Origin of the sequence: Streptomyces sp. NPDC003720 (assembly GCF_042875075.1) — a bacterium.
GTDB lineage: Bacteria > Actinomycetota > Actinomycetes > Streptomycetales > Streptomycetaceae > Streptomyces.
The window spans coordinates 72,529-91,465 of record NZ_JBIANZ010000011.1; the positions used below are offsets into that span (position 1 = coordinate 72,529).

General features: G+C 71.3%; 14 protein-coding genes and 2 pseudogenes. 6 read left to right on the forward strand and 10 right to left on the reverse strand.

Annotation, left to right across the window (positions count from 1 at the left end; translation table 11 throughout):
- Window positions 1–107 precede the first annotated feature (107 nt).
- The gene (gabT, locus tag ACFYU0_RS28450; RefSeq protein ID WP_351664237.1) at window positions 108–1,442 is read left to right on the forward strand and encodes a 4-aminobutyrate--2-oxoglutarate transaminase; all 1,335 of its coding nucleotides are present in this window, start codon (window positions 108–110) and stop codon (window positions 1,440–1,442) included.
- A 649-nt stretch (window positions 1,443–2,091) separates the two neighbouring features.
- Window positions 2,092–2,346 (forward strand): annotated as a pseudogene (locus ACFYU0_RS28455) (phosphatase PAP2 family protein); the annotation flags it as partial.
- 73 nt (window positions 2,347–2,419) lie between these two features.
- Here ACFYU0_RS28455 and ACFYU0_RS28460 read toward each other — a convergent pair.
- From ACFYU0_RS28460 to ACFYU0_RS28495, 8 genes are all read right to left on the reverse strand, one after another.
- On the reverse strand, window positions 2,420–4,234 hold the full coding sequence (locus tag ACFYU0_RS28460) for a chitinase (protein ID WP_389304858.1): 1,815 nt from the start codon (window positions 4,232–4,234) through the stop codon (window positions 2,420–2,422).
- 69 nt (window positions 4,235–4,303) lie between these two features.
- Window positions 4,304–4,777, reverse strand: coding sequence for a hypothetical protein (locus ACFYU0_RS28465; protein WP_351664239.1), 474 nt, complete (start codon window positions 4,775–4,777; stop codon window positions 4,304–4,306).
- A 123-nt stretch (window positions 4,778–4,900) separates the two neighbouring features.
- Complete coding sequence (locus ACFYU0_RS28470) at window positions 4,901–6,331, reverse strand: FAD-dependent oxidoreductase (RefSeq protein WP_351664240.1); 1,431 nt, start codon at window positions 6,329–6,331, stop codon at window positions 4,901–4,903.
- A 23-nt stretch (window positions 6,332–6,354) separates the two neighbouring features.
- Window positions 6,355–7,155, reverse strand: a complete 801-nt coding sequence (locus tag ACFYU0_RS28475; RefSeq protein WP_389304861.1) for an ABC transporter permease — start codon at window positions 7,153–7,155, stop codon at window positions 6,355–6,357.
- A complete protein-coding gene (locus ACFYU0_RS28480) occupies window positions 7,156–8,085 on the reverse strand; it encodes an ABC transporter permease (protein ID WP_351664242.1) in 930 nt (309 codons plus the stop codon).
- A gap of 2 nt (window positions 8,086–8,087) precedes the next feature.
- A complete protein-coding gene (locus ACFYU0_RS28485) occupies window positions 8,088–9,251 on the reverse strand; it encodes an ABC transporter ATP-binding protein (RefSeq protein WP_351664243.1) in 1,164 nt (387 codons plus the stop codon).
- A complete protein-coding gene (locus ACFYU0_RS28490) occupies window positions 9,248–10,495 on the reverse strand; it encodes a PotD/PotF family extracellular solute-binding protein (RefSeq protein ID WP_389304864.1) in 1,248 nt (415 codons plus the stop codon). The genes ACFYU0_RS28485 and ACFYU0_RS28490 overlap by 4 nt, the downstream gene beginning before the upstream one ends.
- Window positions 10,496–10,546: 51 nt before the next feature.
- The gene (locus ACFYU0_RS28495) at window positions 10,547–12,085 is read right to left on the reverse strand and encodes a gamma-aminobutyraldehyde dehydrogenase (RefSeq protein ID WP_351664246.1); all 1,539 of its coding nucleotides are present in this window, start codon (window positions 12,083–12,085) and stop codon (window positions 10,547–10,549) included.
- A 211-nt stretch (window positions 12,086–12,296) separates the two neighbouring features.
- Between ACFYU0_RS28495 and ACFYU0_RS28500 the strand changes: the two genes are divergently transcribed.
- Window positions 12,297–12,860, forward strand: a complete 564-nt coding sequence (locus ACFYU0_RS28500) for an NADAR family protein (RefSeq protein ID WP_389304866.1) — start codon at window positions 12,297–12,299, stop codon at window positions 12,858–12,860.
- Window positions 12,861–12,903: 43 nt separating this feature from the next.
- On the opposite strand, the gene ACFYU0_RS28505 is transcribed toward ACFYU0_RS28500, so the two are convergent.
- A complete protein-coding gene (locus tag ACFYU0_RS28505; protein WP_351664250.1) occupies window positions 12,904–13,692 on the reverse strand; it encodes a DUF4190 domain-containing protein in 789 nt (262 codons plus the stop codon).
- Window positions 13,693–13,815: 123 nt separating this feature from the next.
- On the opposite strand from ACFYU0_RS28505, the pseudogene ACFYU0_RS28510 reads away from it, so the two are divergent.
- A pseudogene (locus tag ACFYU0_RS28510) lies at window positions 13,816–14,972 on the forward strand (adenosine deaminase).
- A 127-nt stretch (window positions 14,973–15,099) separates the two neighbouring features.
- Entirely contained in the window at window positions 15,100–15,786 is a 687-nt protein-coding gene (locus ACFYU0_RS28515) for a glycerophosphodiester phosphodiesterase (RefSeq protein WP_389304868.1), read from the forward strand.
- Between the two features lie 33 nt (window positions 15,787–15,819).
- Here the strand turns inward: ACFYU0_RS28515 and ACFYU0_RS28520 are convergent, their stop codons facing one another.
- Window positions 15,820–16,347, reverse strand: a complete 528-nt coding sequence (locus ACFYU0_RS28520) for a hypothetical protein (protein ID WP_351664254.1) — start codon at window positions 16,345–16,347, stop codon at window positions 15,820–15,822.
- A gap of 173 nt (window positions 16,348–16,520) precedes the next feature.
- On the opposite strand from ACFYU0_RS28520, the gene ACFYU0_RS28525 reads away from it, so the two are divergent.
- On the forward strand, window positions 16,521–18,920 hold the full coding sequence (locus ACFYU0_RS28525) for an ATP-binding cassette domain-containing protein (RefSeq protein WP_389304871.1): 2,400 nt from the start codon (window positions 16,521–16,523) through the stop codon (window positions 18,918–18,920).
- The last annotated feature ends 17 nt before the right edge of the window (window positions 18,921–18,937 follow it).

The window sequence follows — 18,937 nt, forward strand, 5'->3', positions numbered from 1 at the left end:
CCCTCCTTCCCCGGCCCTAACCTGCGAATAAAGAGACAAGCGTCCGAAAAACGCACCGTCCGGAACCCCCGGGAACACCCGGTACGCAAGATCACAGGGAGCCCCCCATGACCGCACTTCCGCAGGAGCGCCGCGTCGCCACCGCCATCCCCGGCCCGAAGTCGCAGGAACTTCAGGCCCGACGCACCGCCGTGGTCGCGCAGGGCGTGGGCTCCACGCTGCCGGTCTTCGTCACCCGCGCCGGCGGCGGCATCATCGAGGACGTCGACGGCAACCGCCTGATCGACTTCGGTTCCGGCATCGCCGTGACCTCGGTGGGCGCCTCCGCCGAGGCCGTCGTGCGGCGTGCGAGCGCCCAGCTCGCCGACTTCACCCACACCTGTTTCATGGTCACCCCGTACGAGGGCTACGTGGCGGTCGCCGAGGCCCTCGCCGAGCTGACCCCGGGCGACCACGCGAAGAAGTCGGCGCTGTTCAACTCCGGCGCCGAGGCGGTCGAGAACGCCGTCAAGATCGCGCGTGCCTACACCAAGCGCCAGGCGGTCGTCGTGTTCGACCACGGCTACCACGGCCGCACGAACCTGACCATGGCGCTGACCGCGAAGAACATGCCGTACAAGCACGGCTTCGGTCCGTTCGCCCCCGAGGTCTACCGCGTCCCGGTCGCCTACGGCTACCGCTGGCCGACCGGCCCGGAGAACGCCGGTCCGGAGGCCGCCAAGCAGGCCATCGACCAGATCACCAAGCAGGTCGGCCCGGACAACGTGGCCGCGATCATCATCGAGCCGGTGCTCGGCGAGGGCGGCTTCATCGAGCCGGCCAAGGGCTTCCTGCCGGCCATCCGCCAGTTCGCCGCCGACAACGGCATCGTGTTCGTCGCGGACGAGATCCAGTCCGGCTTCTGCCGCACCGGCCAGTGGTTCGCCTGCGAGGACGAGGGCATCGTCCCGGACCTGATCACCACCGCGAAGGGCATCGCCGGCGGTCTGCCGCTGGCCGCCGTCACCGGTCGCGCCGAGATCATGGACGCCGCGCACGCGGGCGGCCTCGGCGGCACCTACGGCGGCAACCCGGTGGCCTGCGCCGGTGCGCTCGGCGCCATCGAGACGATGAAGGAGCAGGACCTCAACGCCAGGGCCAAGGACATCGAGGCGGTCATGAAGGCCCGCCTCGGCGCCATGGCCGAGAAGTTCGACATCATCGGCGACGTGCGCGGACGCGGCGCGATGATCGCCATCGAGCTGGTCAAGGACCGCGCCACCAAGGAGCCGAACCCGGAGGCCACCGCGGCGCTCGCCAAGGCCTGCCACGCCGAGGGCCTGCTGGTGCTCACCTGCGGCACCTACGGCAACGTGCTGCGTTTCCTGCCCCCGCTGGTGATCGGCGAGGACCTGCTGAACGAGGGCCTCGACATCATCGAGCAGGCCTTCTCGCGCATCTGAGCGACCCGGCCGCACCGATGGACAGTCCCTGCGGCAGGCCGTGTGAAGAAGGTGTGCGGGGTGGATGGCGGGACGCGATTCCGTCTGCCCAAGCGTCCCGGCCTGCCGTAGGTTCTACCCAGATGAGAGATACACCCCGCCCGCAGGGGACTGCGGGCGAGCTCAGGCCGGGGCCTCCCCAGCTTCGACCTGGTCGTGCCCTCGCGCACACAACCGGGGCCTGACGGCTCCGGGATCTCCTCACCGATCGGACGGTCGCCGCCCCAAACCCCCCGGGGCGAGCGACGTTCCGGTCCGGACGGCCGCCCCGGAACCACCCCCCCTGTTCCTGGGCGGCCGACCTCCTTCCCGGCCGAAACCTGCCAGTCTGTCCCTCATGACTGTGCTCCTGGGTCTGTGCCTCGTCCTTCTCGCCCTCTTCGCGGTGATCACCTGGCAGGTGATCGACGGCGGTCCGCTGACGCGTGCGGACGAGCGGCTCAGCCAGGCCCTGGTCCATCCGGACCGGTTCTCCGGCGGCCTCTCCGACCTCGGCAACGTCGAGGTGGCGGTCCCCGTGCTGCTCCTGGCCGCCGGGTACGTCGCCTGGCGCGGCCGGACGGCGGGAGCGGACCTGTGGTGGCTGCGGCCGGCCGTCGCGGCGGCCCTGATGGCGCTGGTCCCGGCGATCGTGGTCCCGCTGAAGGAGTGGACGGCCCGCCCGGGGACACCGGTGGTGCCCCCGGGGACCGGGTACTTCCCGTCCGGCCACACGGCGACGGCGGCGATCGCGTACGGCTCCACGGCCCTGCTGCTGCTTCCCTGGCTCCGCTCCCCCGCCGCCCGCCGGCTCCTCGTCGGCTGCTGCGCGGCCCTCGTGCTCGGCGTCTCCTACGGTCTGGTCCGGCGGGGCTGGCACTGGCCGCTGGACGTGGTGGCCAGCTGGTGCCTGAGCACCGTGCTGCTGACCGCCCTGTTCCTCGTACCGCGCGTCGTGCTCAGCCGAAGTACGCGTCGAAGTTCTTCTCGAACTCCCAGTTCGCGTAGCGGTCCCAGTTCACCGACCACGTCATCAGACCCCGCAGGGCGGGCCAGGTCCCGTGGGTCGCGTACGAGCCGCAGTTCGTCCTCTTCGTGAGGCAGTCCAGGGTCCTGGTGACCTCGGACGGCGAGACGTAGCCGTTGCCCGCGTTGACCGAGGCCGGCATGCCGATGGCGATCTGGTCGGGGCGCAGCGGCGGGAAGACGTTGTTCGCGTCGCCGGCCACCGGGAAGCCGGTGAGCAGCATGTCGGTCATCGCGATGTGGAAGTCGGCGCCGCCCATGGAGTGGTACTGGTTGTCCAGGCCCATGATCGGGCCGGAGTTGTAGTCCTGGACGTGCAGCAGCGTCAGGTCGTCGCGCAGGGCGTGGATGACCGGGAGGTACGCCCCGCAGCGCGGGTCCTGGCCGCCCCACTTGCCGGTGCCGTAGTACTGGTAGCCGTTCTGCACGAAGAAGGTCTCCGGCGCCATGCTCAGCACGAACTTCGAGCCGTATCTGGCCTTCAGGGTCTTCAGGGCCGAGATCAGGTTGACGATCACCGGGGTGGTGGGGTTCCTGAAGTCCGTGTCGTTCGTGTTCAGGGAGAGCGAGTGGCCCTCGAAGTCGATGTCGAGGCCGTCCAGGCCGTAGTCGTCGATGATCTTCGAGACCGAGGCGACGAAGGCGTCCCGCGCGGCCGTGGTGGTGAGCTGGACCTGGCCGTTCTGGCCGCCGATGGAGATCAGCACCTTCTTGCCGGCCGCCTGCTTGGCCCTGACGGCCGCCTTGAAGTCGGCGTCGCTCTCCACGTTCGGGCACTCGGTGACCGGGCAGCGGTCGAACCGGATGTCGCCGGAGGTGACCGAGGTCGGCTCGCCGAAGGCGAGGTCGATGACGTCCCAGCTGTCGGGCACGTCGGCGAGGCGGGTGTAGCCGGAGCCGTTGGCGAAGGTGGTGTGGAGGTAGCCGACCAGCGCGTGCGCGGGCAGGCCGGGCGAGCCGCCGCCGGTGCCGGCCGGGGTCGTGGCGGTCACGGTGGCCGACTTCGCGGACTCGCCCGCGTCGTTGGTCGCGGTGACCTGGAAGCCGTACGCCGTCGAGGGCGCGAGTCCGGTGACGGTGGCCGAGGTGCCGCTCGCCGTCTGCACCCTGACGCCGTCCCGGTAGACCGCGTAGCCGGTGGCGCCGGCCACCGCCGACCAGGACAGGGCGACGGAGGACGAGGTGACGGCGCCGGTCTTCAGGCCGGTGGGCGCGGCGGGCGGCGCTTGCGTGCCGCCGCCCGGGCCGGTCAGGGAGATGTCGTCGGCGTAGTAGGCGCCGGTGCCGTACCAGCCGTGCGTGTACACCGTCACCTTCGTGGTGGCGGCGCCGGTGGTGAAGGTGGTGGTCAGCTTCTGCCAGTCGGCGGCGGACTGGGTCCAGGTGGAGACGTCGGTGGTGCCGGTGCCGGTCGCGCCCAGGTAGACGTAGGAGCCGCGGACGTAGCCGGACAGGGTGTACTGCGCGTTCGGCCGCACGGTCACCGTCTGCGCGCACTGGGCGTTGTCGCTGCCGGCCGGGGTGGCCTGCAGCGCGGAAGCGCCGGTGTGCACGGGTGAGGTGACCGTCGTCCCGGCGGTGCAGGTCCAGCCGTCGAGGCCGGACTCGAAGCCGCCGTTCTTCGCGAGGTCCGCGTCGGCCGCGTGGGCGGCCGACGAGAGCGCGGTGACGCCTGGTACGGCCAGCAGCGCGGCCGTGAACAGGGCGAGCGGGGATCTGGGGCGTCGGTCGCGTCTGGCGCGGTGCACAAGGGCCTCCGGTGCGTGGGGAGTTGGAGGAGCGGAGCGCACTCAACTTGGTCCAGACCAATCCGGTTGTCAAGGGGTCGAGCCGCTGTCCGTCCCTAGCCCGCCCCGGGCCAGCTCCGCCGCCGCCTCGTGCATCGCGAGCTCCAGCAGCGCGGGGTCGGTCAGCGTCCCCGAGCCGTCCGGCGGCACCAGCCAGCGCACGCTCCGGGTCGCCCGGCCGGGGTACGGCACGACGATCCAGGTCCCGGCTCCGGCGGTGCGGACGCCGGTGCCCAGCCAGCGGGCCGCGGTGCCGGGCGGCACGAAGAAGCCGACCCGGCTGTCGCCGAAGTCGACGAGCACCGGGCCGGGGCGGCCGAGCACGCGGGTGAGCACGTCGAGCGTCGGATACCCGAGCTCCCCCGGCAGGATCAGCACGTCCCAGGCCCGGCCGGCGGGCAGCAGCGCGACTCCGAGCGGATTGCGCTCCCACGCCCAGCGGCAGGCGTCCGGGTCCGGCGCGACGGCCACCAGCCATTCGATCGCCGTCTTGGCCGTACTCATCAAGAAGACCTCCCTCTGCGTTCCGGACGCGGTCGCGTCCAGAAGGAAGAAGGAGGCCGTCCTGGGTGCATTACGCGGGTTGCCGCTTCTCTTTCGAGTGAGCCGCCTCACCCCGCGCCGGGGTCAGCTGTCGAAGCCGAGCCCGAGCCGGTCCATCGTGCGCAGCCACAGGTTGCGCCGGCCGCCGTGCGCGTCCGCGCGGGCCAGCGACCACTTGGTCAGGGCGATGCCGGTCCACGCGAAGGGCTCCGGCGGGAACGGCAGCGGCTTGCGGCGCACCATCTCCAGCTCGGTCCGCTCGGTGCGCTCCCCGTCCAGCAGGTCCAGCATCACCTCGGCGCCGAAGCGGGTGGCGCCGACGCCGAGGCCGGTGTAGCCCGCCGCGTAGGCCACCTTGCCCTGGTGGGCGGTGCCGAAGAACGCGGAGAAGCGCGAGCAGGTGTCGATCGCGCCGCCCCAGGCGTGGGTGAAGCGGACGCCCTCGAGCTGCGGGAAGCAGGTGAAGAAGTGCCCGGCGAGCTTGGCGTAGGTCTCCGGGCGGTCGTCGTACTCGGCGCGCACCCGGCCGCCGTAGTGGTGGACGGCGTCGTAGCCGCCCCACAGGATCCGGTTGTCGGCGGACAGCCGGAAGTAGTGGAACTGGTTAGCCGAGTCGCCGAGGCCCTGGCGGTTCTTCCAGCCGATGGACTCCAGTTGACCGGCGCTCAGCGGCTCGGTCATCAGCGCGTAGTCGTAGACCGGGACGGTGTACGAGCGCACGCGCCGCAGCAGGCTCGGGAAGATGTTCGTGCCGAGCGCGACCCCGCGGGCGCGGACCGTGCCGTACGGGGTGCGTACGGCCATCCCGGCGCCGTACTGCTTCAGGGTGAGGGCGGGGGTGTGCTCGTAGACGCGCACCCCGAGTTCCAGGCAGGCCCGCTTGAGGCCCCAGGCCAGCTTGGCCGGGTGCAGCATGGCCACGCCCCGGCGGTCCCACAGGCCCGCCTCGAAGGTGGGCGAGTTGACCTGCTCGCGCACCGCGTCGGCGTCCAGGAACTCGATGCCGTCGGCGAGGCCCTTCTCCTCCAGTTCCCGGTGCCAGTCGCGCAGTTCCCAGGCCTGGTAGGTCTCGGTGGCCACGTCGATCTCACCGGTGCGCTCGAAGTCGCAGTCGATGCCGTACCGGGCGACGGCGGCCTCGATGCCGTCGAGGTTGCGCCGGCCCAGCTCCTCCAGCCGGTGGATCTCGTCCGGCCAGCGGGTCAGGCCGTTGGGCAGGCCGTGGGTGAGCGAGGCGGCGCAGAAGCCGCCGTTGCGGCCGGAGGCGGCCCAGCCCACCTCGCGGCCTTCCAGCAGCACCACGTCCCGCTGCGGATCGCGCTCCTTGGCGACGAGCGCGGCCCACAGTCCGCTGTACCCGCCGCCGACGACCAGCAGGTCGCAGGTCTCGGCGCCGGTGAGCGCGGGCTCCGGGCGGGGCTTGCCCGGGTCTTCCAGCCAGTACGGCACCGGCTGGGCTTCGGAGAGGGCGGAGATCCAGTTGTCTTTGCCACGACTCATGGCGCTCGGGGCCATGATTTCAACTCCCTACAGGGCTTTTACGCCTTCTGGCTGCTGCGGCGGTTGGTGATGAGCATCGAGACCAGCACGAACAGCACGGCGACCAGGAACATGGCCGTGCCGATGACGTTGATCTGCACCGGCGTTCCGCGCTGCGCCGAGCCCCACACGAACATGGGGAAGGTGACGGTCGAACCGGCGTTGAAGTTGGTGATGATGAAGTCGTCGAAGGAGAGCGCGAACGACAGCAGCGCGCCCGCCGCGATGCCCGGCGCCGCGATCGGCAGGGTCACCCGCAGGAACGTCTGCACCGGGCCGGCGTACAGGTCCCGGGCGGCCTCCTCCAGACGCGGGTCCATCGACATCACGCGCGCCTTGACCGCGACGACGACGAAGCTGAGGCAGAACATGATGTGCGCGATCAGGATCGTCCAGAAGCCGAGCTGGGCGCCCATGTTGAGGAACAGGGTGAGCAGCGAGGCCGCCATGACGACCTCGGGCATGGCCATCGGCAGGAAGATCAGCGAGTTCACGGCGGACCGTGCGCGGAAGCGGTAGCGGACCAGCGCGAAGGCGATCATGGTGCCGAGGAGGGTGGCCCCGACCGTCGCCCAGAAGGCGATCTGGAGGCTGAGGGACAGCGAGCCGCACATGTCGGCGACCCCGCACGGGTCCTTCCAGGCCGCCGTGGAGAACTGCTGCCACTCGTAGTTGAAGCGCCCCTTCGGCCGGTTGAAGGAGAACACGGTGACGACGACGTTCGGCAGCAGCAGATAGGCGAGGGTGCACAGTCCGGCGATGACCACGAGACGGCGCTTGAGCCAGGTGACGAAGGGCATTTAGACCAGATCCTCCGTCCCGGACCGGCGGATGTAGACCGTGACCATGAGCAGGATCGCGGCCATGAGGATGAAGGAGAGCGCAGCCGCGGTCGGGTAGTCCAGGATCCGCAGGAACTGGGTCTGGATGACGTTTCCGATCATGCGGGTGTCGGTGGAGCCGAGGAGTTCGGCGTTGACGTAGTCGCCGGTGGCGGGGATGAAGGTGAGCAGCGTGCCGGAGACCACGCCCGGCATCGACAGCGGGAAGGTCACCTTGCGGAAGGTGGTCCAGGGCTTGGCGTACAGGTCGCCGGCCGCCTCGTGCAGCCGGCCGTCGATCCGCTCCAGCGAGGTGTACAGCGGCAGGATCATGAACGGCAGGAAGTTGTACGTGAGACCGCAGACCACCGCCAGCGGGGTGGCGAGGACGCGGTCGCCCGCCGTCCAGCCGATCCAGTCGGTCAGGTCCAGGATGTGCAGCGAGTTCAGCGCGTGCACGACCGGACCGCCGTCGGCGAGGATCGTCTTCCAGGCCAGGGTGCGGATCAGGAAGCTGGTGAAGAACGGCGCGATCACCAGCACCATGATCAGGTTGCGCCAGCGGCCCGCCCGGAAGGCGATGAGGTAGGCCAGCGGGTAGCCGAGCAGCAGGCACAGGACGGTCGCGGCGACCGCGTACAGGACGGAGCGCAGGAACTGCGGCCAGTACTCGGCCAGGGCGTCCCAGTAGGTCGCGAAGTGCCAGGTGACCTTGTAGCCGTCCTCCAGGGAGCCCGTCTGCACGGACGTGGAGGCCTGGTAGATCATCGGCAGCGCGAAGAACACGACCAGCCACAGCAGGCCGGGCAGCAGCAGCCAGTACGGGGTGAACCGGCCGCGCCCGCGCGGGGGCTTCGGCGCCGGTTCGGCGGTGGCGAGGGGCGGTGGCGCCTCTTGCAGCGTCGACATGGTCAGGCGGCCTCTTCCTCGACGGTCTCGACACCCGCGTCGATGTCCTGGGCCGCGTCCAGGCCGAAGGTGTGCGCCGGGTTCCAGTGCAGGACGACCTCGGCGCCGGGGACCAGGCGGCCGTCGCGCTCGATGTTCTGGACGTAGACCGCGAGTTCGTCGCAGACGGGGCTGTCGATGACGTACTGCGTGGAGACGCCGATGAAACTGGCGTCGGCGATCCTGCCGGTGAGGCGGTTGCGGCCCTCGGGGATGGTGCCGGCGTCGTCGGCGTGCGCGAGTGCGATCTTCTCGGGGCGGACGCCGACCAGCACCTTGCCTCCGGCCGTCGCCGGCGCGGAACACCGGGCCCGGGGCAGCACCAGCTTGCCGCCGCCGGCCTTGAGCACGATGTCGTCGCCGCTGCTGGTGTCGACCTCGGCCTCGATGAGGTTGGAGGTGCCGAGGAAGTTCGCCACGAAGGTCGTGCGCGGGTTCTCGTACAGGTCGCTGGGCGAGCCCAGTTGCTCCACCCGGCCGGCGTTCATCACCGCGACCGTGTCGGCCATCGTCATGGCCTCCTCCTGGTCGTGGGTGACGTGCACGAAGGTGATGCCGACCTCGGTCTGGATGCGCTTGAGCTCGAGCTGCATCTGGCGGCGGAGCTTGAGGTCGAGGGCGCCGAGGGGCTCGTCGAGGAGGAGCACCTTCGGGTGGTTGATCAGGGCACGGGCCACCGCGACCCGCTGCTGCTGGCCGCCGGAGAGCTGGTGCGGTTTCTTGCGCGCCTGCTCGCCGAGCTGGACCAGCTCCAGCATCTCCTCGACCTGCTTCTTGACGCTCTTGACGCCGCGCCGGCGCAGGCCGAAGGCGACGTTCTCGAAGATGTCGAGGTGCGGGAAGAGGGCGTAGGACTGGAAGACCGTGTTCACCGGGCGCTTGTACGGCGGCAGCCGGGTGACGTCCTGGTCGCCGAGGTGCACGGTGCCGGAGGAGGGGTCCTCCAGGCCGGCGATCATGCGCAGGGTGGTCGTCTTGCCGCAGCCGGAGGCGCCGAGCAGGGCGAAGAAGGAACCCTGCGGCACGGTCAGGTCGAGCGGCTGCACGGCGGTGAAGCCGTTGTCGTAGGTCTTGCTGATACCGGAGAGGCGGACGTCGCCGCTGGTGTCTGTCGTCATGGTCGTCACGCCCCTGTGAGCTTCGCGAACTTCTCTTCGTAGGCCGTCTCTTCCTTCTGGCTCAGCGAGCGGAAGGAGTGCGACCTGGCCTGCATGGCCTTGTCCGGGACGATCAGCGGGTTGTTCGCCGCGTCCTTGTCGATCTTCGCAAGGTAGGGCTTCACGCCGTCGACGGGAGTCGCGTAGTTGATGTACGCGGCGAGCGCGGCGGCCTGCTCCGGCTCGTAGAAGAAGTCGATCAGCCGCTCGGCGTTCGTCTTGTGGCGCGCCTTGTTCGGCACCAGCATGTTGTCGGTCGACGTCATGTAGCCGCTGTCCGGGATGACGAAGTCGACGTCCGGGCTGTCGTGCTTGAGCTGGACCACGTCCCCGGCCCAGGCGACGCAGGCGGCGATGTCGCCCTTGGTCAGGTCCGAGGTGTAGTCGTTGCCGGTGAAGCGCCGGATCTGGCCCTTGTCGACGGCCTTCTGCAGCCGGGCTGTCACCGCGTCGAAGTCGTCGCCGGTGAACTTCGCCGGGTCCTTGCCCATGTCGAGCAGGGTCATGCCGATGCTGTCGCGCATCTCGGACAGGAAGGAGACGCGCCCCTTGAGCCTCGGGTTGTCGAGCAGGTCGGAGACCGACTTCACCTCGATGCCGTCGAGCGCCTTCTTGTTGTAGGCGATGACCGTGGGAATGCCCTGCCAGGGGTACGAGTAGGCGCGGCCGGGGTCCCAGTCGGGATCGCGGAACTGCGGCGACAGGTTGGTGTAGGCGTGCGGCAGGTTGGACGGGTCCAGCTTCTGGACCCAGCCGAGGCGGATCAGCCGGGCGGCCAGCCAGTCGGTGAGGACGACGAGGTCGCGGCCGGTGGCCTGGCCGGCGGCGAGCTGCGGCTTGATCTTGCCGAAGAACTCGTTGTTGTCGTTGATGTCCTCGGTGTACTTGACCGTGATGCCGGTCCGCCTGCGGAACGTGTCGAGCGTGGGATGGTGCTTGCCGCTGTCGTCGACGTCGATGTACTCGGTCCAGTTGGAGAAGTTCACGGTCTTCTCCTGCGCCGAGTGGTCCTCGGCTGACGTGCCGCCCGCGGTCTTGCCCGCCGCGGGGATGCCGCAGCCGCTCAGCGCCCCGAGACCGCCGACCGCGAGCGCGCCGCCCGCGGAGGCGCGCAGCAGCGACCGGCGGGTCATCGCGGCCCTGCCGTTGCGCAGACTGCGCCGCATGGCGGCCACTTGGGCCGGGGTGAGGCGGTCGGGCTCGTACTGCTCCATGCGCGTGGTGCCCTTTCGGATGGGGTCGGCCTGGTCTGCGGCCGGTTGTCGCTAGCGGTCCCCGAACACGGTGCGGTGCCAGTCCTTCCTTGCCACCGCGGTGTTGTCGAACATTACGTGCTTGACCTGGGTGTACTCCTCGAACGAGTACGCCGACATGTCCTTGCCGAAGCCGGAGGCCTTGTAGCCGCCGTGCGGCATCTCGCTGATGATCGGGATGTGGTCGTTGATCCACACGCAGCCGGCCTTGATCTCGCGGGTGGCGCGCCCGGCCCGGTACACGCCGCCGGTCCAGGCGGAGGCGGCCAGGCCGTACGGGGTGTCGTTGGCCAGCCGGATGCCCTCGTCGTCACTGTCGAACGGCAGGACGACCAGCACCGGGCCGAAGATCTCGGACTGGACGATCTCGCTGTCCTGGGCCGCGCCGGTGACCAGGGTTGGCCGGTAGTAGGCGCCCTTGCCCAGGTCTCCGCCGGGGGCCTCGCCGCCGGTCACCACGCGCGCGTAGCCGCGCGCCCGGTCCACGAAGCCGGCGACCCGGTCGCGCTGGGCGTGCGAGACGAGCGGGCCGAGGTCGGTGCCGGGCGCGAACGGGTCGCCGAGCCGCACGGTCTCCATCAGCGCGGCCGTCCGCTCCACGAAGGCCTCGTACAGCGGTCGCTGCACGTACGCGCGCGTGGCGGCCGTGCAGTCCTGGCCGGTGTTGATGAGGGCGCCGGCGACGGCGCCGTTGGCGGCCGCCTCCAGGTCCGCGTCGTCGAAGACGACGAACGGCGCCTTGCCGCCCAGCTCCAGGTGGAGGCGCTTGACCGTGGCGGTGGCGAGCTCGGCGACCCGCTTGCCCACGGCGGTGGACCCGGTGAAGGAGGTCATGGCCACGTCCGGGTGGCCGACGAGGCGCTCGCCGGCCTCCCGGCCGGTGCCGGTGACGATGTTGATCACGCCGTCCGGGATGCCCGCGTCCGTGGCGGCCTGCGCGAACAGCAGCGAGGTGAGCGGCGTCAGCTCGGCGGGCTTCAGCACGATGGTGTTGCCCGCGGCGACGGCCGGGAGGATCTTCCAGGCGGCCATCTGCAGCGGGTAGTTCCAGGGCGCGATCGATCCGACGACGCCGATCGGCTCGCGCCGGACGTACGAGGTGTGGTCGCCGGAGTACTCGCCGGCCGCCTGTCCCTGCAGATGGCGGGCGGCGCCGGCGAAGAAGGCGGTGTTGTCGATCGTCCCCGGCACGTCGAACTCGCGGGTGAGTTTCAGCGGCTTGCCGCACTGCAGGGACTCGGCGCGGGCGAACTCCTCGGCGCGCTCGGCGAGCACGGCGGCGAACCGGTGCAGGGCGTCGGAGCGCTCGCCGGGGGTGGCGCCGGCCCAGCCGGGGAAGGCCGCGCGTGCCGCGGCGACGGCCGCGTCGACGTCGTCGGCGCCGGCCAGGTCGTAGGTGTACACCTCCTCGCCGGTGGCCGGGTCGACCACGGTGTGGGTGCGTCCCGAGGTGCCCTTCGTCAGCCGGCCGGCGATGAACTGCGCGCCGTCCGCGAGGCGGTCCTGGGCGGGAAATCGCTCCGGGTTGGCGGTGCTGCCCGGGTTGTGCATGTCGCTCTCCTCCGCCGTTCGTCCCGTTCCCCGAGGGGTGGGTGGCGTAGCTCCAGCTCGATTTGAGTGCCGATCCTGACAGAGGGAGTGCACTCCAACAAGTGATTCCGTTGTTGCCTTTTGGTTACGCGACGGAATCTGTCGACCAGGTGTCGAGTCGGCACGGAAAAGGACGGACGGAGTGTCAGTGGTGCGTGCCACACTCGCGTGCATGGGGAGGATCGACGGGGTGGAGGCCCTGATCAGAGAGGTACGGGCCGGGGCCCGGATCAAGTACCTGCACTTCTGGGGGCACCGGCCGCTGCCGGACGGCCGGATCGGCGCGAGCTGTCTGAGCCAGTGGTGGCCGTCACCGTTCGTGGTGGAGGAGGTTCACTACGCGACGGCCGAGCACTGGATGATGGCGCAGAAGGCCCGGCTGTTCGGGGACGCGGAGGCGGAGCGCCGGGTGCTCGCGGCGGAGCACCCCGCGGAGGCCAAGAAGGCCGGGCGGCTGGTCCGCGGTTTCGACGGGGCGACCTGGGAGCGGGAACGCTTCCGGATCGTGGTCGAGGGCAGTGCGCACAAGTTCGCCGCGCACGCGGACCTCCGCGCGTTCCTGCTCGGCACCGGCGACCGGGTCCTGGTGGAGGCGAGCCCCGTGGACCGGGTGTGGGGCATCGGGCTGGCGGCCGGCGACGAGGCGGCCTCGGACCCCGAGCGCTGGCGGGGGCCGAACCTGCTGGGGTTCGCGCTGATGGAGGCGCGCGAGCGGCTCGCCGCGTCCGCGCGCTGAGCCCCGGGGGCGGCCCTGGACCGGGCCGCCCCCGGGACCGGGATCAGCCCTGCGTCAGCACGGGTGCCGAGACCCGGGGCGCGGAGTTGTAGTACGGGTCGTCGTACTCGCTGTCGTGCTTCTTGTCCTCGTTGACGGCCACCGCGATGACGAACACGAAGAACGCGATGGTGGCGAGGCCGACGATGATCCCGATGATGCCGGTGATGAAGCCGGCCTGGGCCTGACCGTGGTTGGTGGCCTCGCCCCGCTCGGCCCGCTTCTTGCCCTTGACCCCGAGCACCACCGCGATCACGCCGAGCACGAGCGACACCACGCCGTAGAGGCAGAACAGGCATATGGACAGGATGCCGAGCACCATCGCCGCGGTGCCCATGCCGTTCTGCGGGCCCATCGGCATGCCCGGCCAGCCGTAGCCCTGCTGCGGGTACGCGGGGTAGCCGTACCCGCCGGGGGCGGCGGGGCCCGGGCCGCCGGGCGCGGCCGGCGGGGGCGGCATGGCGGACTCGGACCAGCCCTGGGAGCCCTGGGCCGGGGGCGGCGGGGCCGGGGGACCGTAGTTCGGCGCGCCGAAGCCGGGGCCCGGCGCCGAGATCATGGTGGCCTGGTCGTGCACGGACGGCTGCGGCGCCGGCGGCTGCTGCGGACCGGCGGCCGGGGGCTGCGGGGCCTGACCGGGCGGCTGGTCCTGCACCGGGGGCTGCTGCGCGGGGGGCTGCTGCCCGGGCGCGCCCGGCCGCGGGCCCTTCTCCAGCGAAGGCTTGCTCTCCGGCGGCGCCCACGGGTCGAAGCCCCCGCCCCCGCCCGCGCCCTGCTGTCCCTGGTCCGCCACGTCCCCGCCCCTCCATCGATGGTCAGGCCATGGTAAAGCGTCGGTTCCGGGGCCCCGCGCCGGGTCGCCGTTCCCCCGGGCGCCACGGGCGCCGCCGCCGGCCCGGCCTACGATGACCCCCGGATCACCGATCAGCCGATCACCCGCGCCCGGACCACGGATCTCGGTCCGCGGGCGCCGTTCCCGGGGAGGAACCCTTGACCGACCGCAGCGCCGCATCCCGCTCGGTACCCGCCGCCGGCACGCCCGACCGCGATCTGCACGCCTTCATCGCCGGACTGCCCAAGGCCGAACTGCACGTCCACCACGTCGGCTCCGCCTCCCCGCGCATCGTCTCCGAACTGGCCGCCCGCCACCCGGACTCCAAGGTCCCCACCGACCCCGAGGCCCTGGCCGACTACTTCACGTTCACCGACTTCGCGCACTTCATCGAGGTCTACCTGTCCGTGGTGGACCTCATCCGCACCCCGGAGGACGTCCGGCTGCTGACCTACGAGGTGGCCCGCGACCTGGCCCGGCAGCAGGTGCGGTACGCCGAGCTGACCATCACCCCGTTCTCCTCGACCCGGCGCGGCATCGAGGAGACGGCGTTCATGTCGGCGATAGAGGACGCCCGCAAGGCGGCCGAGGCCGAGTTCGGCACCGTGCTCCGCTGGTGCTTCGACATCCCCGGCGAGGCCGGTCTGGAGTCCGCCGAGGAGACCGCCCGGCTGGCCACCGACGACCGGATCCGCCCGGAGGGCCTGGTGTCGTTCGGACTCGGCGGCCCCGAGATCGGCGTACCGCGCCCGCAGTTCAAGCCGTACTTCGACCGCGCCATCGCCGCCGGCCTGCACTCCGTCCCGCACGCCGGCGAGACGACCGGCCCGGAGACGGTGTGGGACGCGCTGACCGAGCTGCGCGCCGAGCGCATCGGGCACGGCACCAGCTCCGCCCGGGACCCCCGGCTGCTCGCCCACCTCGCCGAGCACCGCATCCCGCTGGAGGTCTGCCCGACCTCCAACATCGCCACCCGCGCGGTCGCCGCCCTGGACGAGCACCCGATCAAGGAGTTCGCCCGGGCCGGGGTGCTCGTCACGATCAACTCCGACGACCCGCCGATGTTCGGCACCGACCTCAACAACGAGTACGCGGTGGCCGCGCGCCTGCTCGAACTGGACGAGCGGGGGCTGGCCGGCCTGGCGAAGAACGCCGTCGAGGCGTCCTTCCTGGACGCGGCGGGCAAGACGCGCATCGCGGCGGAGATCGACGCCTACACCGAGGCCTGGCTCGCCCCCTGAAACCCGGGCCGGGGCCGGCTCGCCCCCTGAGGCCCCGGTCGGACACGGGTTTGGGGCCCGACCGGTGCGCCGCCCGGCGCACCGCCCGGAGGGCTGCCCGGCGGGGGCGCCCCGCACAATGGGGGCCATGCAGACCGTGACCGCCGTGGCCCACCGCGGCGCCCCCTACCGTTTCCGCGAGAACACCCTCGACTCGCTGCGCTGCGCGTCCGGCCTGGGCGCGGACGCGGTCGAGATCGACGTACGGCTCACCCGCGACGGCGTCCCCGTGCTGCTGCACGACGAGACGCTGGAGCGGCTGTGGGGGCACCGCCGGCCGCTGCGCTCGCTGTCGGCGGCCGAGCTGAGCGGGCTCACCGCGGGCGGGGTGCCGACGCTGGAGCAGGCGCTGGCCGCGACGGACGGCAGCCGGGTGATGGTGGACCTGTGCGGCCGGGTCGACCGCCGGACCGTGCGGGCGGTCATGGACGTGGTCCGGAAGAGCGGCGCCGGGGACCGGGTGTACTACTGCGCGGGCGCCGAGGCCATGCTCGCCGTCCGGGCCGCCGATCCGGCCGCCGAGATCGCCCTGACCTGGACGACGCTCGCCCCGCCGCGCCCCGCACTGCTGGACGCGGTGCGCCCCCGCTGGCTCAACTACCGCTTCTCCCTGGTCGACCGGGACCTGGCGGCCCGCGTCCACCGGGACGGGTATCTGCTGTCCGTGTGGACCCCGGACACCCGCCGCTCCCTGCGCCGGCTGCTCGGCCTGGGCGTCGACTCGATCACCACGAACCGCGTCGACGCCCTGCACGCGCTGCGCGTGGCCGGCTGATCCGGCCGGCCGCGGCGCCGGTCAGCGCGCCGGTCAGCCCGCGGGCGCCGGCGCCGCGGCGGCCGGCACCGTGAGCGCCTCGAGCCGCTTGATCTTCCGGCGGACGACGTACAGCGGGACGACGCCGAACACCCCGAAGGACATGTCGATCAGCGTCCACCAGAAGGGAATCTGGCGGACCGGCCCGCACACGAGGGCGAGCGGGATGATCCCGGCGCACGCGATCATCCCGAACTCGACGACCCAGACGTTGCGCACCGGGTCGCGGTAGGGCCCGTAGAAGGCGACCGCGATGACGAGGTGCGCGAAGGCCAGCCAGTCCGTGCCGTAGAGGACGAACGGATATTCGGCGTCGGCGGCGTCGAGCCCCTCGCGCACCCGCGAGATCCACTCCATGAGTCCCGGCAGCAGTTCGGGCGCGTTCAGCGCCCGCAGTCCGCTCTCCGTCCAGCGCAGCTCGTGCACCAGCGGAAACGCGGTGGCCCCGCTGAGCACGAGGCATACGACGAAGAGGACCAACCAGACGCGGATGCCCCGGAGCAGGGCGGCTCTGTCGCTCATGGCAGCAGCGTACCCATGATTTGAACATGTTCAAAACTACGTCCGGACGAGAAATCGGCGGACCGGTCAGGAATCGAGAAGCGCCGGGCCGGGACGCGCGGCTAGCGTGCTGCCAGGACCGAGCCGAGGGACCGAGCCGGGCGACGCCCCCGACGGATGGAGACACCAAGGACATGGCCACGAGGACGGACGCCACCCAGCCGCCTGCGCCGCACGTCGCCGACTGCCACGACCTGATCCGGGTGCACGGCGCGCGCGAGAACAACCTCAAGGACGTCAGCATCGAGCTCCCCAAGCGCCGGCTGACGGTGTTCACCGGTGTCTCCGGCTCCGGCAAGAGCTCACTGGTGTTCGACACCATCGCGGCCGAGTCGCAGCGGCTGATCAACGAGACGTACAGCGCCTTCGTACAGGGCTTCATGCCGACTCTCGCCCGGCCCGACGTCGACGTGCTCGACGGGCTCACGACGGCGATCACCGTCGACCAGCAGCGGATGGGCGGCGACCCGCGTTCCACGGTCGGCACCGCCACCGACGCCAACGCGATGCTGCGCATCCTCTTCAGCCGGCTCGGGCGGCCGCACATCGGCTCCCCCAAGGCGTTCTCCTTCAACGTCGCCTCGATCAGCGGAGCGGGCGCGGTCACCGTGCAGCGCGCCGGGCAGACCGTGAAGGAGCGGCGCAGCTTCAGCATCACCGGCGGCATGTGCCCGCGCTGCGAAGGCCGTGGCAAGGTCTCCGACATCGACCTCACCCAGCTCTACGACGACTCCAAGTCGCTGAGCGAGGGGGCGCTCACCATCCCCGGCTACAAGGCGGGCGGCTGGAACTACCGGCTCTACAGCGAGTCGGGCTTCTACAACCCGGACAAGCCGATCAGCAAGTACACCAAGAGGGAACTGCGGGACTTCCTGCACCACGAGCCGGTCCGCATGAAGATCGCGGGCATCAACATGACCTACGAGGGTCTGATCCCGCGGATCCAGAAGTCGATGCTCGCCAAGGACCGGGAGGCGATGCAGCCGCACATCCGGGAGTTCGTGGACCGCGCGGTCACCTTCACCACCTGCCCCGACTGCGACGGCACCCGGCTCAACGAGGGAGCCCGGTCGTCGAAGATCGGCAAGGTCGGCATCGCCGACGCGTGCGCGATGCAGATCAGCGACCTGGCCGCGTGGGTGCGCGGCCTGGACGAGCCGTCGGTGGCGCCGCTGCTGGCGAAGCTGCGGCAGACCCTGGACTCGTTCGTGGAGATCGGCCTCGGCTACCTCGCCCTCGACCGGCCGGCGGGCACTCTCTCGGGCGGCGAGGCGCAGCGCGTGAAGATGATCCGCCACCTGGGCTCCTCGCTCACCGACGTCACGTACGTCTTCGACGAGCCCACCGCGGGTCTGCACCCGCACGACATCCAGCGGATGAACGAACTCCTGCTGCGGCTGCGGGACAAGGGCAACACGGTGCTCGTCGTGGAGCACAAGCCGGAGCTGATCGCCATCGCCGACCATGTCGTCGACCTCGGCCCCGGCGCCGGAACGGCCGGTGGCGCCGTCTGCTTCGAGGGCACCCTCGACGGCCTGCGCGCCAGCGGCACGCTGACCGGCCGTCACCTCGACGACCGGGCGGCGGTCAAGAAGACGGTGCGCGAGCCGACCGGCACGCTGCAGATCCGCGGGGCGTCGGCGAACAACCTGCGCGACGTCGACGTCGACATCCCGCTCGGGGTGCTCACCGTCGTCACCGGTGTCGCGGGGTCCGGCAAGAGCTCCCTCGTGCACGGCTCGATCCCGGCCGGCGCCGGCGTGGTGTCGGTCGACCAGACCCCGATCCGCGGCTCGCGGCGCAGCAACCCGGCGACCTACACCGGGCTGCTCGACCCGATCCGCAAGGCGTTCGCCCAGGCCAACGGCGTCAAGCCGGCCCTGTTCAGCGCCAACTCCGAAGGCGCCTGCCCCACTTGCAACGGCGCCGGCGTCGTCTACACCGACCTGGCGATGATGGCCGGCGTCGCCACCACCTGCGAGGAGTGCGAGGGCAAGCGGTTCGAGGCGTCGGTGCTGGAGTACCGCCTCGGCGGCCGCGACATCAGCGAGGTGCTCGCGATGTCCGTCTCCGAGGCCGAGGAGTTCTTCGGCGACGGCGAGGCGCGCACCCCGGCCGCGCACCGCGTCCTCACCCGGCTCTCGGACGTCGGGCTCGGCTACCTCACCCTCGGCCAGCCGCTGACCACCCTGTCCGGCGGCGAGCGGCAGCGGCTGAAGCTGGCCACCCACATGGGGGACAAGGGCGGCGTCTACGTGCTCGACGAACCCACCTCCGGCCTGCACCTCGCCGACGTCGAGCAACTGCTGGGCCTGCTCGACCGGCTCGTCGACGCCGGCAAGTCGGTCATCGTGGTCGAGCACCACCAGGCGGTCATGGCGCACGCCGACTGGATCATCGACCTCGGCCCCGGCGCCGGCCACGACGGCGGCCGGATCGTCTTCGAGGGCACCCCCGCCGATCTGATCACGGCCCGCTCAACCCTGACGGGCGAGCACCTGGCGGCGTACGTCGGCGACGGCGGGAGGAACTGACCCCTCCCGTCCGCTCC

What these genes read in the sequence shown, in the direction of transcription:
- gabT (WP_351664237.1), top strand. Translation starts at nt 108, where the DNA reads ATGACCGCACTTCCGCAGGAGCGCCGCGTCGCCACCGCCATCCCCGGC.
- ACFYU0_RS28465 (WP_351664239.1), bottom strand. Translation starts at nt 4,777, where the DNA reads ATGAGTACGGCCAAGACGGCGATCGAATGGCTGGTGGCCGTCGCGCCG.
- ACFYU0_RS28470 (WP_351664240.1), bottom strand. Translation starts at nt 6,331, where the DNA reads ATGGCCCCGAGCGCCATGAGTCGTGGCAAAGACAACTGGATCTCCGCC.
- ACFYU0_RS28475 (WP_389304861.1), bottom strand. Translation starts at nt 7,155, where the DNA reads ATGCCCTTCGTCACCTGGCTCAAGCGCCGTCTCGTGGTCATCGCCGGA.
- ACFYU0_RS28480 (WP_351664242.1), bottom strand. Translation starts at nt 8,085, where the DNA reads ATGTCGACGCTGCAAGAGGCGCCACCGCCCCTCGCCACCGCCGAACCG.
- ACFYU0_RS28490 (WP_389304864.1), bottom strand. Translation starts at nt 10,495, where the DNA reads ATGGAGCAGTACGAGCCCGACCGCCTCACCCCGGCCCAAGTGGCCGCC.
- ACFYU0_RS28495 (WP_351664246.1), bottom strand. Translation starts at nt 12,085, where the DNA reads ATGCACAACCCGGGCAGCACCGCCAACCCGGAGCGATTTCCCGCCCAG.
- ACFYU0_RS28500 (WP_389304866.1), top strand. Translation starts at nt 12,297, where the DNA reads ATGGGGAGGATCGACGGGGTGGAGGCCCTGATCAGAGAGGTACGGGCC.
- ACFYU0_RS28515 (WP_389304868.1), top strand. Translation starts at nt 15,100, where the DNA reads ATGCAGACCGTGACCGCCGTGGCCCACCGCGGCGCCCCCTACCGTTTC.
- ACFYU0_RS28520 (WP_351664254.1), bottom strand. Translation starts at nt 16,347, where the DNA reads ATGAGCGACAGAGCCGCCCTGCTCCGGGGCATCCGCGTCTGGTTGGTC.
- ACFYU0_RS28525 (WP_389304871.1), top strand. Translation starts at nt 16,521, where the DNA reads ATGGCCACGAGGACGGACGCCACCCAGCCGCCTGCGCCGCACGTCGCC.